The following is a 16,240-nucleotide window of genomic DNA, read 5'->3' as shown; positions in this document are numbered from 1 at the left end:
GATCAGCCGAAGATCATGGGCCGGTCGTCGTCGGCTTCGGGGCCGGTGAGATCGAGGTCGACGACCACCGGCACGTGATCGCTCGGCACCTGGCCCTTGCGCTCATTGCGGTGGATCTGGGCGCCGGTGACCGCGTCGGCGAAGGCGTGGGAGCCGAGGATGAAATCGATCCGCAGCCCTTCGTTGCGGGGAAAGCGCAGCTGCTTGTAGTCCCAGTAGGTGTAGCCGGTGGGGATGAGCGGCCGGACGACATCGGTGACGCCGGCTGCTTCCAGCGCCGCGAAGGCCTCGCGCTCGGGAGGTGAGATGTGGGTCGAGAAGCCCTGCACCATCTGGGGGACACCGTTGTCGGCGTCGGTGGGGGCGATATTGAAGTCGCCGGTCAGCGCGAACGCGAGATCGGGCGTCCGCGCGAGGGTGTCGGAGGTGTACTGCTGCAGCGCGCTGAGCCACTCCAGCTTGTAGTAGTAGTGCGGGTCGCCGAGGGAGCGGCCGTTGGGGACGTACAGGCTCCACACCTTCACCCCGCCGACAGTCGCGCCGATCGCGCGGGCCTCCTGCGGAGCATCCGGACCGTCGTGACCCTTCGCGAAGCCGGGCATGCCCGGGAACCCGATCTCGACGTCGGTGAGCGGCTCACGGCTGGCGATCGCGACGCCGTTCCACTGGTCGAGGCCGTGCGCGGCGACGTGGTACCCGGCCTCTTCGAACGCCTCAGTGGGGAACTGGTCGGTCTTGCACTTGATCTCCTGCATCGCCAACACGTCGATGTGCTCGCGCACCGCGAAGTCGAGGATGCGGGGGAGGCGAGCGCGGATCGAGTTGACGTTCCAGGTGGCCAGACGCATGAATCCCACCCTACGGGCGCCCGCCGACGCGCCGCTGCCGCATCCTGGCCTCCATGTCTCACTTCCTGCAAGGATCCGGGTCGATTCCTGCAGGAAGGGAGACATGGACCGCGGATGCTGAGACTTGGTGCGGATGCTGGGACATGGGCACGGCGCGCGACGGGCGCCTGCCGACGCCGCGGACAAGCCGGCGCGCGCCGCTCAATAGACTCGGGGCATGACGATCGCCTCCACGCCCGAGCTCGAAGCCGACCGCCAGAACCTCATCGACCTCATCACTGCGGAGGCGGTCTTCCACGGCGACTTCACCCTCTCCAGCGGCAAGAAGGCGACGTACTACGTCGACATGCGCAAGCTCACGCTCGACCACCGGGCGGCTCCCGCGATCGGGCGCATCATGCTCGATCTGATCGGCGACCTCGACGGCGTGGCCGCCGTGGGCGGCCTGACGCTGGGCGCCGACCCGATCGCGAACGCGGTCCTGCACGAGTCGGTACGCGCGGGCCGGCCGCTGGATGCGTTCGTCGTCCGCAAGGAGCCCAAGGACCACGGCCGCGGCCGCCAGATCGAGGGCGCGGATGTCGCGGGCAAGCGCGTCGTCGTCGTCGAAGACACGTCCACCACCGGGCAGTCGGCGCTGAAGGCCGTCGAGGCACTGCGCCGCGAAGGTGCCGAGGTGGTCGCCGTCGCGGTCATCGTCGACCGAAAGACCGGCGCTCAGGCCGCCGTCGAGGCGGAGGGGCTGCGGTGGCTCGCCGCGATCGACCTCGACGACCTGGGCCTCCAGCCGCAGTAGCCCCGCCAGCGCCGAATGCACGGCATCCTGTCCACTGCACGGCTTTCCAGCGCCGCAAGCCCGTGCACTCGACGAGAAGTCGTGCACTCGGGGGCGGGAGGGGGCGCGACGCGCGGCAGGTCAGTCGCGGTCGCGGCGGCGGGAGCGCACGAACTGCACGATGAACGCGACGAGCGTGCCCGAGAGGATCACGAGCCCGACGAGCAGCAGGAGCGTGCGGTCATCCATCAGGGTCGGCGTCCCTCGGCGGCATCGGCGACGAGCTTCGCGATCCGCGCGGCGCGTGTCTCGGGTCGACGGGCGGTGTCGACGTTGGTGATACCCATCTTGCGAACGGACGGAGGGAACGCGTCCCATGCCGCCCGCGCCGCCGGCAGCATGTCCAGCGCGGCGGCCAGGTCGTCGGGCTCGCGCAGCGCCTCGGCGTTGTCCAGCACGCTCCACGCGCCGTTCGCCTTCGCGACCTCGATGGCACGGATGCCGGCCTCGGCGAGCAGTGCGGCCGCTTCGAGCTGCGCCACCCGCGCCTTGTTGGTCGCCGCCCAGCCGCTCGTGGGGCGCCGCGGTGCGAACCAGAGGCCCCCGCGGTGCTCGTCGAAGGTGCGGACCGGTCCGTCGATCCAGCCGAAGCACAGCGCGTGGAGGATCGCGTCCTCGTAGCTGATCAGCGCGAGCTCGGAACCGGGCCGCGGGCGGACGAGCCACACGCCCGTGGAGGTGGCGTGGTTGTCGTCCAGCCACGCGCGCCAGGTGGAGGCATCCCGCGCCTCGACCCTCTCGCCGTCGTCGAGCACGCCCATCAGAGGCCTTGGGAGGGATCCGCGTCGGGAAGCTCCGATTCGACCGGCTCTGCCCGTACGAGGTCGGCGACGGAGTCGAGCACCTCGTCGGGCCGGAACGGGTACCGCCTGATCTCGGCCTCGTCGCTGATGCCGGTCATCACGAGCACCGTGTGCAGCCCCGCCTCGATACCGGCGACCACGTCGGTGTCCATGCGGTCGCCGATCATGCCGGTGTTCTCGGAGTGCGCGCCGATGCGGTTGAGCGCCGAGCGGAACATCATCGGGTTCGGCTTGCCGACGACGTACGGCTCCATGCCGGTGGCCTTCGTGATCAGCGCCGAGATCGCTCCGGTGGCCGGCACCACGCCCTCCACCGAGGGCCCCGTCGCATCCGGGTTCGTCGCGATGAAACGCGACCCCGCGCCGATGTATCGGATGGCCTTGGTGATGGCCTCGAACGAGTAGTTGCGGGTCTCCCCGACCACGACGTAATCCGGGGTCGACTCGGTCATGATGAACCCCGCCTCATGCAGGGCCGTGGTCAAGCCGGCTTCACCGACGACGAATGCGGTGCCATGGGGCATCTGGGAGGCGAGGAAATCGGCGGTCGCCAGCGCCGACGTCCAGATCGACTCCTCCGGGACGATGAGCCCGGATGCGCGCAGACGCGCGCTCAGGTCGCGGGGCGTGAAGATCGAGTTGTTCGTCAGAACCAGGAAAGGCGTGCCGTCGTCGCGCCACTGATCGAGCAGCTCCGCGGCTCCGGGGATCGGCGTGCTCTCGTGCACGAGCACGCCATCCATGTCGGTCAGCCAGCACTCGATATCGGCCCGCGTGCGCATGGCCCCACCCTATGCCCGACTCCGGACAGGCAGGATGCCGCCTCAGGACGAGAGCGTCCACTCGGAGATGTTCGTCTTGAACAACCCCCGCAGGGCGAAATCGTAGGTCTCGCCGATCTCGATGCCGTCGCCGAAGTCGGTGTAATAGTCGCCGCACGAGGTGACATAGAGCGTGATGTCGTTGCCGCGCCGGCCCTCCTCCTCGACGATGTCGGTCACGGTGCAGTCGGTGACGCCGGGGAGGGGGATGTAGGCCTGGGCGACGAAGAGGCCGAAGCCGCCCAGGACGATGACGGCGAGGACGATCGAGATGATCTGCGCCTTGCGCGACCGGGGTGCCGGAGCGGCGGAGGGAGTGCTCACCCTCCCTTTCTAACAGTCTTATGCCGTCATCGGCATGAGACGCGACGGCGCCCTCCCGCGAGCGGTAATCTCTGAGGATGACGCGCGCGGCGGAGCCTCCCCCAGGCCTGCCCGACCTCTCCGGACGCACCTACCTCGTCACCGGCGCCACGGCTGGTCTCGGGTTCTTCTCCGCCGATCGACTGGCTCGCGCGGGTGCGCACGTCATCGTCACCGGGCGCAATCCGAACAGACTCTCCGCGGCGAAGGCCGCGCTCGCCACCCGGGATCCGGACGCGTCGATCGAGACCCTTCTCCTGGATACGAGCAATCTCGGCTCCGTGCGTGCGGCCGCTGCGACGGCTCGCGCGCGGGGGCGTCTGGACGGCCTCCTTCTGAACGCGGGCGTGGTGCATCCGCCGCGCCGGCGGGAAACCGTCGACGGAAACGAACTCGTCTTCGCGACCAACGTGCTCGGGCACTTCGCGCTGGCCGGCGAACTGCTCACGTCGCTCGCGGCGGCCCAGGGGCGGATGGTGTGGGTCGGGAGCGTTTCCACGTCGCTGTGGCGGTACGACCCGGTGGACCCGCAGCTGGTCGAGGGGTACACGCCGTGGCGCGCGTACGTGCAGTCGAAGGTCGCCACCACCGCGGTGGGCCTGGAGGCGGACCGGCGACTGCGCGAAGCCGACGTGCCCGTCGCGAGCGTCGTCGCACACCCCGGGTATTCCATCGGTGGCCGCACGGCCGGGATCCGCGGCATCAACGAGCCCTCCCGCTTCAAGCGGTTCGTCGGCAACCTGCAGGCCCCCATTGCACAGTCCAAGGAGGATGGCGCCGCGTCGCTGGTGCACGCCCTGACCGCCCCGGAGGTGCACGGTGGCGAGCTCTGGGGTCCGCGCCTGGTCGTCCGCGGCATGCCCCATAAGGCGGTGGCGGCAGAACTCACCCGGAACCCCGAGGTCGTGGCGCGCCTGTGGCGCACGTGCGAGGAAGCGATGGGCGTCCGGTGGCCGTTCGAGAAGGCGTCGCGAGGCGCCGGGGTCAGGCGGACAACCAGACGGCCGATGCCGCGCCGTCCGGAAGCGTGACCGGCACACCATCCACTCGCGCGACCCCCGCGCGTCCCACCTCGACGGTGTGCCCGACGTCAACGCCGATTTCCACGAGAGCCCGCAGGAGGTGCGGGTCTCGGTCGCTCACCCGCAGCACGCGGCCCGTGTGGCCCGGCGCCGCGTCGGCGAGCAGGGTGAAGGGAGCGCGGTGCACGATGCCCTCAGCATCCGGGATCGCGTCGCCGTGCGGGTCGAACGTCGGTCGCCCCAGGCGTTCGTCGATCCCCTCGAGGAGGCGGTCGCTCAGCGCGTGCTCGAGCACCTCGGCCTCGTCGTGCACCTCGTCCCAGCCGTAGCCGAACTCCTGGACGAGCCACGTCTCGATGAGTCGATGCCGCCGCACGACGGCGGCCGCGCGGCGTTCGCCGGCCTGCGTGAGCGACACCGGACCGTACGGACGGTGGCTCACGAGTCCCTGCGCGGCGAGCTTCTGCACCATCTCGGTCACGCTCGAGGGGGCAAGTCCCAGAACGCTTGCCAGTTGCGACGGCGTGATGTGCTCGTCCTGCCACTCGGTGTGGTGGTAGATCGTCTTGAGGTAGTCGTCGACGGCGGGGGATGCCACGTCTTCAGGCTACCCACCCGTCCACTTGCCAGCATCTGCGACATCTGAGGCGAAAAGGCGACGGATGCTGGCGAGTCGACCCGCGGGATAGCGGGATAGCGTGAGGGTGTGGGAGAGGGAGAACGCGACGCGGGTCCGGGAACCGACGGCGAGACGGGGGAAGCAGTCCTTCCCCACGGCGTCGGGCCGTGGCCAGGCGGCCGCGACGCGTGGCCGACCGACGAGAGGTACGACCCCGACCTGCTGGCGGAAGGCGATCGCCGCAACGTCATCGACGCCTACCGCTACTGGCGGATGGAGGCGATCGTCGCCGACCTCGATGAGCGGCGGCACCCGTTCCATGTCGGGATCGAGAACTGGCAGCACGACCTCAACATCGGGTCGATCGTCCGCAGCGCCAACGCGTTCCTCGCCGCGGAGGTGCACATCATCGGCCGCCGCCGCTGGAACCGCCGCGGCGCGATGGTGACCGACCGCTACCAGCACGTGCGCCACCACGAGGATGTCGCGGCATTCAGGGCGTGGGCGGATGCGGCGGGGCTGCCCGTTCTCGCCGTCGACAACGTCGAGGGCGCCGTGCCCGTGGACCGCGCCGAGCTCCCGCGCGCGTGCGTCTTGCTGTTCGGCCAGGAGGGCCCGGGGCTGTCGCCCGAGGCGGTGGCCGCGGCATCCGGTGTCGTGGAGATCACCCAATACGGCTCGACCCGTTCGCTCAACGCATCGGCGGCCGCGGCCGTGGTGATGTACGAGTGGTGCCGAAGGTGGGCTTAGCTGCCCGGAATCAGGCCGGCGGGATCACCGGTCGCCCTCCGGGAAGGTGACGTGAACGAGGGGGCTGCGGCTCATCCACTGTGACAGTGGCGCGACCGGCTGGGGGAGTCCGGCGGGATTGCGGGGCTGGTTGAGGTCCTCGATGATCGAGGTGAACACCCGCCTGCGAGTCTCGTCGTCCAGCACTGGGGTACCGATGGCGTGGAGGTCCGCGCGAACGCCGTTCTTGACGTGGAAGGTGAACTCAGGGTTGGCGACGATGTTGGCGTACCAGTCGCGACGTGCGGGCGTGGTCGACAGGTAGATTTCGCCGTCGGCTCGGTAGAACCACACCTCGATTCGCCGTGCGCGTCCGGTTCTGGCACCGATCGTCGTGATGTCAATGGTCCGCTCGCGCGCGGAAGATGCCGGGGTGATCGCGATGGCCCGGCGTACTCTTTCGTCCATATTCCCCTCCTAGTAAGTAACAGGTTACATACAGACTACGCGGCGCGGCGGGCCGCTCGGTGCAGGTCGCTGCATCCCGTCACGAACACCTCCTTGACACTTAGTAAGTAAGTAATTACTGTGAAGGATAGGCAATCAACGAAGGGTGATCAAAGTGAAACGCTTTGAAGGGAAGACCGTATTCATCACCGGCGCCGCAGGCGGCATCGGCTCCTCGCACGCACACGCGTTCATCGAGGAAGGTGCCCGCGTGGTCGTGGCCGATCAGCGTCAGGACGAGGGGCGCGCACTCGCGACCGAACTCGGAGAGAACGCGCATTTCGTCGGCTTCGACGTGACCAGCGAGACGGAGTGGGCCGCTGCCGTGGAAGAGGCGGAGAAGCATTTCGGACCCATCTCGATTCTCATCAACAACGCCGGAGTCGTGTCGCTTCCGGCCTCCATCGAAGCCGGGCAGTTCGCAGATTTTCGACGCGTGATCGAGACCAACCTTTACGGCACCTGGTTGGGTATGCACACGGTGGCTCCGTCGCTGCGTCGCGCAGGCGGGGGTGTCATCGTGAACACCGCCTCGATCTCGGGGATGCAGGGTGATGCGATGTTCTCGCCGTACAACGCCAGCAAGTGGGCGGTGCGTGGGATCACCAAGACGGCCGCCATGGAACTCGCGCAGGACGGCATCCGTGTCAACGCCGTGAACCCGGGACCGATCAACACGCCGCTGATCACGGAGCCGATGGCGCCCGGGGTCCCGGCGGTCACGGCGAACTACTCGCCGCATGGTCTCGCGATCCCGCGTCTCGGGAAGCCGCGCGAAATCACCAACCTGGTGCTGTTCCTCGCCTCGGACGAGGCGTCCTTCATCACGGGCGCCGAATTCGTCGCGGACGGTGGGCTGCTGCTCGGCCCGGTACCCACCGCCTAATCGGAGTGCTGACGATGTTTATCGTGCATGGGTCATTCCGTATCCCACTCGATGCGCTCGAGGGGCTGCGTGCCACGTTGTCGCCGCTGCTGATCGCGACGCGGGCCGAGCCCGGATGCGTCTCGTACGACTGGGCCCAGAGCCTCGACGATCCCGAGCAGTTCTACTCCATCGAAGTGTGGCAGTCCCGCGAGGATCTGGAGGCGCACATGGCGTCCGATCACGCGCGCGAAGGCTTCGCTGACATGCCCTCGATTCTTATCGGGGAGCCGATCCTGGTCGGTTTCACCAGCGACGACCAGGTCAACCTGCTCAGCTGACCCGTACCGCGGATCGGTCGAGAGAGTGCCGACATGGTGCGACGTGACGTGGCCACGGGCGACATGGCTCGACGCGCTCCACTGAGGAGCGCGTTGAGCCATGGAGTCGATGGACTCTTATGGCGAAGGAGACAGTCCCTGATGCGGAGGAACTCCGATGAAGAATCTCATTCTGGAGATGCGCGTGATGAGTGACCCATACAGCGCCGACAGCGCTCGAAGCTTGAGGGAGGCTCCCTGATGGGACGGCTCGACGACAAAGTGGTCCTCATCAGCGGCGGAGCCCGCGGAATGGGCGCCTCTCATGCGACCGCACTTCTGGAAGAGGGTGCCCGCGTCGTGATCGCGGACGTCCTCGAGGACGAAGGCCGCGCTCTGAGTCAGAAGCTCGGGGACCGCGCGCTCTTCGTTCCGCTCGATGTCACCGTAGTCGCCCAATGGGAGGGGGCGGTTCGCGCGGCGGTCGAGCATTTTGGCGGCCTTGACGTGTTGGTCAACAATGCCGGCATCGTCCATTTCGCTCCCGTCGACGAACTCGACGTCGACTCGTGGCATCGGGTGATGTCGGTCAACCTCACCGGGACCTTCTACGGGATCCGCAGCGCCGTCAGCGCGCTGAAGCTGCGCGGCCAGGGATCGATCATCAATATCTCGTCCAGCGCCGGTCTGATGGGCTACGAATCACTGCCGGCCTACACCGCATCCAAGTTCGGAATCCGAGGCCTGACCAAGGCTGCGGCTCTCGATCTCGGCCGCTACGGCATCCGGGTCAACTCCGTCCACCCGGGAATGGTGAGGACGCCGATGCTCGGGGATATCGATCCATTGCAGAGTCACGTGGCGTTGCACCGAATCGGGCGTGCCAGTGAGATCTCCGATGTCGTCCTCTTTCTCGCAAGCGACGAATCGAGCTTCGCCACCGGCGCGGAGTTCGTCATTGACGGCGGTGAGACCGCCGGACTCGCGCACTTCGACGGCACCTGACGCCTCGCATGACGAATGCACGGGACCGCCGTCCTCGCATCACCGATCACCCTAGAACCGCACCCTGATAAGGCAAGGACGAAGCAGATGACAACTCGGATCGACATGTACTTCCGCTACCGCGTCACCGACGACGCGCGGTACGCGGACTACCTCGCGATCGTGCTCCCCCTCACCGAACGCGAGGAACCCTACGTACTCGAGTACGAGATGGCGCGCGGTGCCGACGGCATCGTGCTGCAGCACGAGCGCTACGAGAACGAGGACGCGATCGTCAAGCATCTCGAAGTGACCGCCGAAGGCCAGAAGGCGTGGGGAGAATCCACGGAGCTCCTCGACATCCGCTTCGTCGGCGAGCTCAGCGAGAAGTTTCGGACGGAGTACGACACGCCTCTCGCGACCTGGTGGACGCACTTCAGAGCCGTCGAGCGATAGCCAGGTCAAGACGCTTTCACGGTGACGCAAGAGATGGCATCGGCAAGAAATTAATGCCTCATGTGCCCGGCTCGACGTGCGGGCGGATCTCGTAGGCGTAGACGGCGTCGGCCGTCGCGTCGACGCGGATGCTCCCCTCCGCGTCGCCCTCGAAGAGGATCGAGGCAGTGGCCGGCTGGGGCTCCCCGGGTGTGGAGCATGCCAGCTCGGTCGCGGTCGCCTCGGGCGTGGCGACCGCGGATTCCAGCTGCAGAACGAGGGGCGAGCCGTCCTCGCTCTGGCACGTGATCACGATGTCCCAGAGACCGGCATCGGTGGGAAGGGCGATGGCCACCCCCTCGGGCCCGACCGCGCCCGCTGAGCGGCTGAGGAAGCCGCCACCGCCGGGGCGGTTCTCCGGAAGGGCGATCTGCGCCCACGCGGTCACGTCGGCGCCGGCGTGCGGCAGGGCGTCGGATGCTGCGGGACTCGACGCCGACAGCGAGGGCGTGGGTCGGGGTTCGTCGTTCGGTGACGGCGTGGCGTTCGGCCCGGCGGCACAGGCCGACAGCAGCGCCGCCGCCGGCAGGACGGCGACGATCGCCCGGGGGAGCCTCGTCATGCGCACACGGTAGGCCGCCACCCTGGGAACGCCGTGAAACCGCCGCGGGACATCCGCCCCTGGGCACGGAACGGCGGCTGGTCCAGGCTGGGCGGCATGAGCGCACTGCGGGCGGTGGGGCGGTACCCCGCGATCATCGTCACGCTCGTCGTCCTGGCTCTGGTGATCGTGCTCCACGCCACTGATGCGCAGCGCGCAGGACGCACGGCCGCGACGGTTTACGTCTCGCTGTTCATCGCCTGGACGATCCTCCGCATGGTCCGCGACGTGCTTCGCGGTCACGTCGGACTCGACATCCTCGCCGTCGTCGCGATGGTCGCCACTCTCGCCGTCGGGGAGTACGTCGCGTCGCTGATCATCGTTCTGATGCTCGCCGGTGGTGAAGCGCTGGAGGATTTCGCCGCCCGGAGGGCGAAACGCGATCTCACGGCGCTGCTGGACCGCTCGCCCCGCATCGCACACGTTTTCGAGCACCCGCACTCCTCGGATGCGGACGAGATCCAGGACGTGGCGGTCGAGGACGTGGTGCCGGGGACCCTGATCCTGGTGCGGCCGGGGGAGATCGTTCCGGTCGACGGTGTGCTGGAAAGCGACAGCGCCTCGTTCGACGAGAGTTCACTCACGGGCGAAAGCCTGCCGGTCACCCGCACCACGGGGGGAGAGGTTCTCTCCGGGGCGGTCAACGGCACCCGGGCGGTTCGCGTCCGAACGACCAGAAGAAGCGCCGACAGTCAGTACCAGCAGATCGTCGCTCTCGTGCGTGAGGCGCAGGCCTCGCGGGCGCCCGTGGTGCGTCTTGCCGATCGTTTCGCCGTGCCGTTCACGGCGGTGTCGCTCGCGTTGGCGGGCACGGCGTGGGGGCTGTCGGGAGACCCGGTCCGGTTTGCGGAGGTGCTGGTGCTCGCCACACCGTGCCCGCTGTTGATCGCCGCGCCGGTCGCGTTCCTGGGCGGGCTGTCCCGAGCCGCCAAAGCGGGTGTGATCATGAAGGGCGGTGCCGTCATCGAGCAGCTGGCGCACGTGCGCTCGGCCTGCTTCGACAAGACCGGCACTCTCACCCGAGGGCGCCCGGATCTCATCGACGTCCGGCCGTCCGTGGGCTTCGACGCCGAGGCGCTTCTGCGCTGGGCCGCCTCTGCGGAGCAGTACTCGTCCCATGTGCTGGCCGACGGCATCCGTCGGGCGGCGGTGGCCCGCGGACTGCAGCTGCGCCCCGCCGCCCGCGCGAGCGAGATCGCGACCAACGGCGTCACGGCCGTCATCGACGGGCGGTCCGTCGTCGTCGGGAAACCGGCGTACGTGGCCTCCGTCGCGCGCGGGGTGACGCGGGTGCCCCTGCGGGCCGGCGAGGCCGCAGCTTACGTCGCCGTGGACGGTGTGTACGCCGGCGCGCTCGTCCTGGCCGACGGCGCGCGGCCGGAGTCCGCCGCGGTGATCGCCTGGCTGCGGGCCCACGGCGTGGATCGTGTGGTGATGCTCACGGGTGACGCGCTGCCCACGGCCGAGGCCGTCGCGCGCGACGTGGGGATCGACGAGGTGCACGCCGAACTGCTGCCTCCGGAAAAGGTGCACTTGGCCGCACAACTGCGGCCCCGGCCCACCATGATGGTCGGCGACGGTGTCAATGACGCCCCCGTCCTTGCCGCGTCGGACGTCGGCGTGGCCATGGGTGCGAAGGGGGCGACAGCGGCGGGGGATGCTGCCGACGTCGTGATCACCGTCGATTCGCTCCGCGGGGTGGTCGATGCCGTCTCCATCGGGCGTCACACGCTGCGGGTGGCGCTCACCGCCATCTGGATGGGGATCGCGCTGAGCGTCGGGCTCATGGTGGTCGCCATGACCGGAGTCATCCCGGCGGTGGCCGGCGCGCTCGTGCAGGAGCTGGTCGATCTGACGACGATCCTCTACGCGCTCCGGGCGTTGCGCGGCGCGGAGGCCCCCCGCATCCCTGCGCCCGATCGTTCCGCGCTCCTGCCCGCGCTGCGCGACTGACGGCTGGGCTCGGGATGCGGCGGTGCCTCAGGTGCGGCGGTCATCCACGGCCGCCGCGTGTGAGCTTCACGCGCCCGCGGTCATCCATTTCCGCCCGCGCACGCGCCAGCCCAGGGTGGCCAGGCGCGCGAGCATGTACGCGCCGAAGAACGCCGCCGCGAGCCACGCGAGCCCGCTGGCCCCGGAGAGGCCGAGGGCGGCGACCGCGCCGAGGGCCGGGATGAACACGACGAGGTTCAGCACACCCGCGAGAGCGAGGTACCGGGCATCCCCGGCGCCGATGAGCACGCCGTCCAGGACGAAGACGATCGCCGAGACCGGTTGCGCGATCGCGAGGATGAGAAGGGCCGGCTGGACGAGCGCGGAAACCTCCGCGTCGCCGGTGAAGAAGAGGCCGATCGCGCCGGAGAGCGCGGCGATGAGCGCGCCCACGACGAAGCCGAACCACAGGCCCCATGCGGTCGTCCGCCGGAGCACCCGCTGCACCTCCGGTTCGTTCCCCGCGCCGAGTCCTTTGCCGACGAGAGCCTGCGCCGCGATGGCGAGGGCGTCGAGGGCGAACGCCGATGCGGTGAAGATCGTGAACACGACCTGCCATCCGGCGAGTTCGGTGACGCCCTGACCGGTCGCGACGGCGACGGTGGCCAGGAGCGCTGCCCGCAGGCTCACGGTGCGCAGGAACATCCACCCGCCCGAGCGCGCGGAGCCGCGCACGCCGTCCCGCTGCGGCCGGACGGACGCCGCGTGGGTGCGGGCGAGCCGGCCGATGACGGCCACATAGGCGGCGACCATCCCCCACTGCGCCACGACGGTTCCGACCGCCGATCCGGCGATGCCCCAGCCGAAGCCGTAGATGAACACGACGTTGAGCGCGGCGTTGGCCGCGAAGCCGGCGCCGGCGATCCACAGCGGTGTGACGGTGTCCTGCATCCCCCGCAGCAGGCCCGTCGCGGCGAAGACGATGAGCATGGCGGGGAGGCCCCACATGGAGATGCGCAGATACACCTCCGCGTGCGCGGTCACCTCGGAGCCGGCGCCGAACGCGCCGACCAGGAGCGGGGTGGTGAGCGACCCCGCCAGCGCGAGCAGCGCGCCGATGCCGAGAGCCAGCCACATCCCGTCGATGCCGACCGAGACCGCCCGGGTGGGATCGCCCGCGCCGAACCGGCGCGCGACGGCGGGGGTCGTGGAATAGGCGAGGAAGACCATGAGCCCGACGATCGTCTGGAGCACGGCTCCCGCGATCCCCAGTCCTGCCAGGGGGGCGACGCCCAGGTGACCCACGAGCGCGGAGTCGACCAGGAGGAACAGCGGCTCGGCCATGAGCGAGCCCAGGGCCGGTACGGCCAGGCGCAGGATGTCGCGGTTGAGCGAGGTTTCCCGGGCGGTCACCCGTCGAGCCTAGGGGTGTCCGCCGCATCCCCAGGAGCGATGCATATCCTTGAGGGATGACCGACACCCTCCGCTCCGGCCTCGCGCTCGAGGAGCTCAGTGACGAGATCCGGCCGCAGGACGACCTCTTCCGCCACGTCAACGGCCGCTGGCTCGAGCGGACCGAGATCCCCGAAGACAAGGCCCGCTGGGGGTCGTTCCACCTCATCGCCGAGCAGGCCGAGATGGACGTCCGGGCGATCATCGAGGAGTCGCAGGACGCCGACCCGGGGACCGAGACGCGCAAGATCGGTGACCTGTACACGAGCTTTCTGGACACCGCGCGCATCGAAGAGCTCGGTGCGGCCCCGCTGGCCGATCAGCTCGCCCGCGCGGACGCTGTAGACAGCATCCCGAGCCTTCTGCGCACGATCGGGGAGCTCGAACGGGACGGGGTCAGCGGGTTGATCAGCCTGTTCGTCGAGCCCGATCCGGGCAACCCCCAGCGCTACCTTCCGGTGCTGTATCAGGGCGGGATCTCGCTGCCGGACGAGAGCTACTACCGGCTGGAGAACTTCGAGGAGACCCGGTTGGCTTACCGCGGTCACATCGAGCGGATCCTGGGGCTCGCCGGGGTGGTGGATGCTTCGTCGGAGCTCAGCACAAGTGCTTCGTCGGCGGCTGACCGCATCTTCGCACTGGAGACCGAGCTGGCCGTCCACCACTGGAGCCGCGAAGACAGCCGCGACGCGGTGAAGACCTACAACCTGCGCTCGTGGGACGACACCGTCGCCCTGGCGGGGGTCGACCTCGGGCCGTGGCGCGAGGGCGTGGCCCCGGGCCATCCCGACGCTTTCGCCGAGGTCGTCATCTACCAGCCGAGCTTCCTCGAGGCGTTCGCCGTGCTGCTCACCGAGGAGCGACTCGAGGACTGGAAGGCCTGGCTGCGATTCAAGGTCGTGCACAGCGCCGCCGCGTTCCTGTCGGAGCCGTTCGTCGCCGAGAATTTCGCGTTCTACGGCACCCAGCTCACCGGCGTGCCCGTCAACCGCGAGCGCTGGAAGCGCGGTGTGAGCCTGGTCGAGGCGGCCCTCGGTGAGGCGGTGGGACGGGTCTACGTCGACCGCCACTTCCCGCCGTCGGCCAAGGTCGCGATGGACGAGCTCGTGGCGAACCTCGTCGAGGCGTACCGCGAGAGCATCTCCGAGCTGGAGTGGATGAGCCCGGAGACGCGCGAGCGGGCGCTGGCCAAGCTCGATGCGTTCACGCCGAAGATCGGTTACCCGGTGAAGTGGAAGGACTACTCCACGCTCGACATCGACGCGGAAGACCTCGTCGGCAACGTCCGCCGCTCTCACGTGTGGGACCACGACCGGCAGTTGGCCAAGGTCGGCCAGCCGATCGATCGCGACGAGTGGTACATGACCCCGCAGACGGTCAACGCGTACTACAACCCGCTCATGAACGAGATCGTCTTCCCGGCGGCCATCCTGCAGTACCCCTTCTTCGACGCCGACCGGGATGCAGCGGCCAACTACGGCGGCATCGGGGCGGTCATCGGGCACGAGATCGGTCACGGGTTCGATGATCAGGGGAGCCGGTTCGACGGCGACGGGTCACTCCGCGACTGGTGGACCGAGGCCGACCGTGCCGCGTTCGAGGAGCGAACCTCGGTTCTCATCGAGCAGTACAACGCCCTCGTGCCGCAGGGACTCCCGGACGAGAACACCGTCAACGGTGCGCTCACCATCGGGGAGAACATCGGCGACCTCGGGGGGCTGGGCATCGCGATCAAGGCCTACGAGCTGTCGCTCAACCCCGACCGGTCCCCGAGCGAGCGGAGCGAGACGAAGGGTCCCGTGATCGACGGGTTCACCGGCATCCAGCGCCTGCTGCTGAGCTGGGCGCAGATCTGGCAGCAGAAGGGACGGGATGCCGAGACCATCCGTCTGCTGACGATCGACCCGCACGCGCCGAACGAGTTCCGCTGCAACCAGATCGTGCGGAACATCGACGCGTTCTACGACGCGTTCGGTGTCACGTCCTCCGACGCCCTGTGGCTGGATCCCGGTTCCCGGGTGACGATCTGGTAGTCGCCGACCGGTCACCCGGACGTGCTCGACTGAGCGCCTGAACCGCCGAGGAGCATCGCCGTGGGCACCATCCCCGACTCCCCCCGTGACACCGCACCGCTGCGGGGCACGGGGCGGTCGGGAAGCCGCCGGCCGCCGCGACGGACCGCCACCGGTCGCCGCTCGTTCACCTCGACGTGGCGTTCGCTCGACGACCTCGCCGCCTCCGGGGCGCGGGTGGCGGTGCGGGTGGACGACCTCGACCGCGGAACGCAGGTGCTCGCGGGAGACGACAACGACACGCTCCCCGTCGCCGGGGTGGGCATCGTCCCCCTGCTGATCGAGGTGGCTGCCGCGTTCGAGGAGCGCCGGCTGAACCCGCTGGAGATCTTCGACCGCGCAGGCCTCGAACCGGTGGGCGTCTCAGGCGTGTGGCACCAGCTGAAGGCGCCGGCGCTCCCGCTCGTCGATCTGGCGGTGCTGGCGGCGTCGGCCGGCGACGCGCTCGCCGCCAACGCGCTCATCTCGCGGGTGGGGCTCCCCGCCGTGCGTGCCCGGATCGAGGCGCTGGGCCTCGAGCGGTCGGCGCTCCTGGACCGCTTCCGGGATCGTCGTGGCCCCGACGATGCGCCGCAGGTGGCGCTGGCGTCGGCGCGCGAGCTGTCGACGCTGTTTGCAGCGCTCGTGAACTCCCAGGCGGTGGATGCCCGCGTCAGCGCCCAGGTCGCGGAATGGCTGAGCCTGAACACCGACCTCAGCCTCGTGGCATCCGCCACCGGGCTCGACCCGTTCGCGCACGACAACGATGATCACGGCCTGCTGTTCGTGAACAAGACCGGACGAGCGAACGGGGTACGTGCGGAGGCCGGGGTGCTCGCCGGTCCGCGAGCGGGCGTGTCGTACGCGCTGATCGTCAACTTCGACGACCTCTCGATCGCACACCGCCTGCGCGCGCACGACGCGTTCCGCGTGCTCGGCCTCGAACTCATGGAGTACATCTTCTGACCCGCCGGCCCGTCGTCGCCCAGCCGA

The 16,240-nt window shown here is 69.1% G+C and carries 18 protein-coding genes; 10 read left to right on the top strand and 8 right to left on the bottom strand.

Features of this window, described 5'->3' with window-relative positions:
- Positions 1-2 precede the first annotated feature (2 nt).
- Positions 3-848 (bottom strand): exodeoxyribonuclease III, encoded by an 846-nt coding sequence (locus AC4FS2_RS14840; protein WP_491155564.1) that lies wholly within the window; start codon positions 846-848, stop codon positions 3-5.
- Between the two features lie 217 nt (positions 849-1,065).
- On the opposite strand from AC4FS2_RS14840, the gene pyrE reads away from it, so the two are divergent.
- Positions 1,066-1,644, top strand: coding sequence for an orotate phosphoribosyltransferase (gene pyrE / locus AC4FS2_RS14835; RefSeq protein ID WP_491155566.1), 579 nt, complete (start codon positions 1,066-1,068; stop codon positions 1,642-1,644).
- A 227-nt stretch (positions 1,645-1,871) separates the two neighbouring features.
- Here pyrE and AC4FS2_RS14830 read toward each other — a convergent pair whose 3' ends face one another.
- The 3 genes from AC4FS2_RS14830 to AC4FS2_RS14820 are packed head-to-tail and all read right to left on the bottom strand — an operon-like array spanning position 1,872 to position 3,631.
- A complete protein-coding gene (locus AC4FS2_RS14830; protein WP_491155568.1) occupies positions 1,872-2,444 on the bottom strand; it encodes a YdeI/OmpD-associated family protein in 573 nt (190 codons plus the stop codon).
- Positions 2,444-3,268 carry an HAD-IIA family hydrolase gene (locus AC4FS2_RS14825; protein ID WP_491155569.1) on the bottom strand — a complete coding sequence of 275 codons (825 nt, stop codon included), beginning with the start codon at positions 3,266-3,268 and terminating at the stop codon, positions 2,444-2,446. The genes AC4FS2_RS14830 and AC4FS2_RS14825 overlap by 1 nt, the downstream gene beginning before the upstream one ends.
- 42 nt (positions 3,269-3,310) lie before the next feature.
- Positions 3,311-3,631, bottom strand: a complete 321-nt coding sequence (locus AC4FS2_RS14820; protein ID WP_491155571.1) for a hypothetical protein — start codon at positions 3,629-3,631, stop codon at positions 3,311-3,313.
- 77 nt (positions 3,632-3,708) lie between these two features.
- Between AC4FS2_RS14820 and AC4FS2_RS14815 the strand changes: the two genes are divergently transcribed.
- A complete protein-coding gene (locus tag AC4FS2_RS14815) occupies positions 3,709-4,701 on the top strand; it encodes an SDR family NAD(P)-dependent oxidoreductase (protein ID WP_491155573.1) in 993 nt (330 codons plus the stop codon).
- On the opposite strand, the gene AC4FS2_RS14810 is transcribed toward AC4FS2_RS14815, so the two are convergent.
- Entirely contained in the window at positions 4,655-5,290 is a 636-nt protein-coding gene (locus AC4FS2_RS14810; RefSeq protein ID WP_491155575.1) for a metal-dependent transcriptional regulator, read from the bottom strand. The two genes, AC4FS2_RS14815 and AC4FS2_RS14810, sit on opposite strands and share 47 nt — an antisense overlap.
- 108 nt (positions 5,291-5,398) lie before the next feature.
- On the opposite strand from AC4FS2_RS14810, the gene AC4FS2_RS14805 reads away from it, so the two are divergent.
- Positions 5,399-6,061 carry a TrmH family RNA methyltransferase gene (locus AC4FS2_RS14805; protein WP_491155577.1) on the top strand — a complete coding sequence of 221 codons (663 nt, stop codon included), beginning with the start codon at positions 5,399-5,401 and terminating at the stop codon, positions 6,059-6,061.
- Between the two features lie 24 nt (positions 6,062-6,085).
- Here AC4FS2_RS14805 and AC4FS2_RS14800 read toward each other — a convergent pair whose 3' ends face one another.
- The gene (locus AC4FS2_RS14800) at positions 6,086-6,508 is read right to left on the bottom strand and encodes a nitroreductase/quinone reductase family protein (RefSeq protein WP_491155579.1); all 423 of its coding nucleotides are present in this window, start codon (positions 6,506-6,508) and stop codon (positions 6,086-6,088) included.
- Between the two features lie 154 nt (positions 6,509-6,662).
- Between AC4FS2_RS14800 and AC4FS2_RS14795 the strand changes: the two genes are divergently transcribed.
- The 4 genes from AC4FS2_RS14795 to AC4FS2_RS14780 all read left to right on the top strand — a co-directional run bounded on the left by AC4FS2_RS14795 (position 6,663) and on the right by AC4FS2_RS14780 (position 9,172).
- Positions 6,663-7,433 (top strand): SDR family NAD(P)-dependent oxidoreductase, encoded by a 771-nt coding sequence (locus AC4FS2_RS14795; protein ID WP_491155580.1) that lies wholly within the window; start codon positions 6,663-6,665, stop codon positions 7,431-7,433.
- Positions 7,434-7,456: 23 nt separating this feature from the next.
- A complete protein-coding gene (locus AC4FS2_RS14790) occupies positions 7,457-7,753 on the top strand; it encodes a putative quinol monooxygenase (RefSeq protein ID WP_491155582.1) in 297 nt (98 codons plus the stop codon).
- A 240-nt stretch (positions 7,754-7,993) separates the two neighbouring features.
- Entirely contained in the window at positions 7,994-8,737 is a 744-nt protein-coding gene (locus AC4FS2_RS14785; RefSeq protein ID WP_491155583.1) for a glucose 1-dehydrogenase, read from the top strand.
- Between the two features lie 87 nt (positions 8,738-8,824).
- Complete coding sequence (locus AC4FS2_RS14780; protein ID WP_491155584.1) at positions 8,825-9,172, top strand: hypothetical protein; 348 nt, start codon at positions 8,825-8,827, stop codon at positions 9,170-9,172.
- A 58-nt stretch (positions 9,173-9,230) separates the two neighbouring features.
- On the opposite strand, the gene AC4FS2_RS14775 is transcribed toward AC4FS2_RS14780, so the two are convergent.
- Positions 9,231-9,773, bottom strand: coding sequence for a hypothetical protein (locus AC4FS2_RS14775; RefSeq protein WP_491155585.1), 543 nt, complete (start codon positions 9,771-9,773; stop codon positions 9,231-9,233).
- Between the two features lie 96 nt (positions 9,774-9,869).
- On the opposite strand from AC4FS2_RS14775, the gene AC4FS2_RS14770 reads away from it, so the two are divergent.
- The gene (locus AC4FS2_RS14770; protein ID WP_491155586.1) at positions 9,870-11,765 is read left to right on the top strand and encodes a heavy metal translocating P-type ATPase; all 1,896 of its coding nucleotides are present in this window, start codon (positions 9,870-9,872) and stop codon (positions 11,763-11,765) included.
- 66 nt (positions 11,766-11,831) lie between these two features.
- Here AC4FS2_RS14770 and AC4FS2_RS14765 read toward each other — a convergent pair whose 3' ends face one another.
- Positions 11,832-13,157, bottom strand: a complete 1,326-nt coding sequence (locus AC4FS2_RS14765; RefSeq protein ID WP_491155588.1) for an MATE family efflux transporter — start codon at positions 13,155-13,157, stop codon at positions 11,832-11,834.
- Positions 13,158-13,213: 56 nt separating this feature from the next.
- Between AC4FS2_RS14765 and AC4FS2_RS14760 the strand changes: the two genes are divergently transcribed.
- Positions 13,214-15,229 carry a M13 family metallopeptidase gene (locus tag AC4FS2_RS14760; protein ID WP_491155590.1) on the top strand — a complete coding sequence of 672 codons (2,016 nt, stop codon included), beginning with the start codon at positions 13,214-13,216 and terminating at the stop codon, positions 15,227-15,229.
- 69 nt (positions 15,230-15,298) lie between these two features.
- Positions 15,299-16,213 (top strand): serine hydrolase, encoded by a 915-nt coding sequence (locus AC4FS2_RS14755; RefSeq protein ID WP_491155732.1) that lies wholly within the window; start codon positions 15,299-15,301, stop codon positions 16,211-16,213.
- Positions 16,214-16,240: the final 27 nt, after the last annotated feature.

It is taken from the genome of Microbacterium sp. Z10_103 (assembly GCF_058310455.1).
Note: the sequence above shows the minus strand (reverse complement) of the source record. Positions and strands in the feature narration are given on the sequence as shown.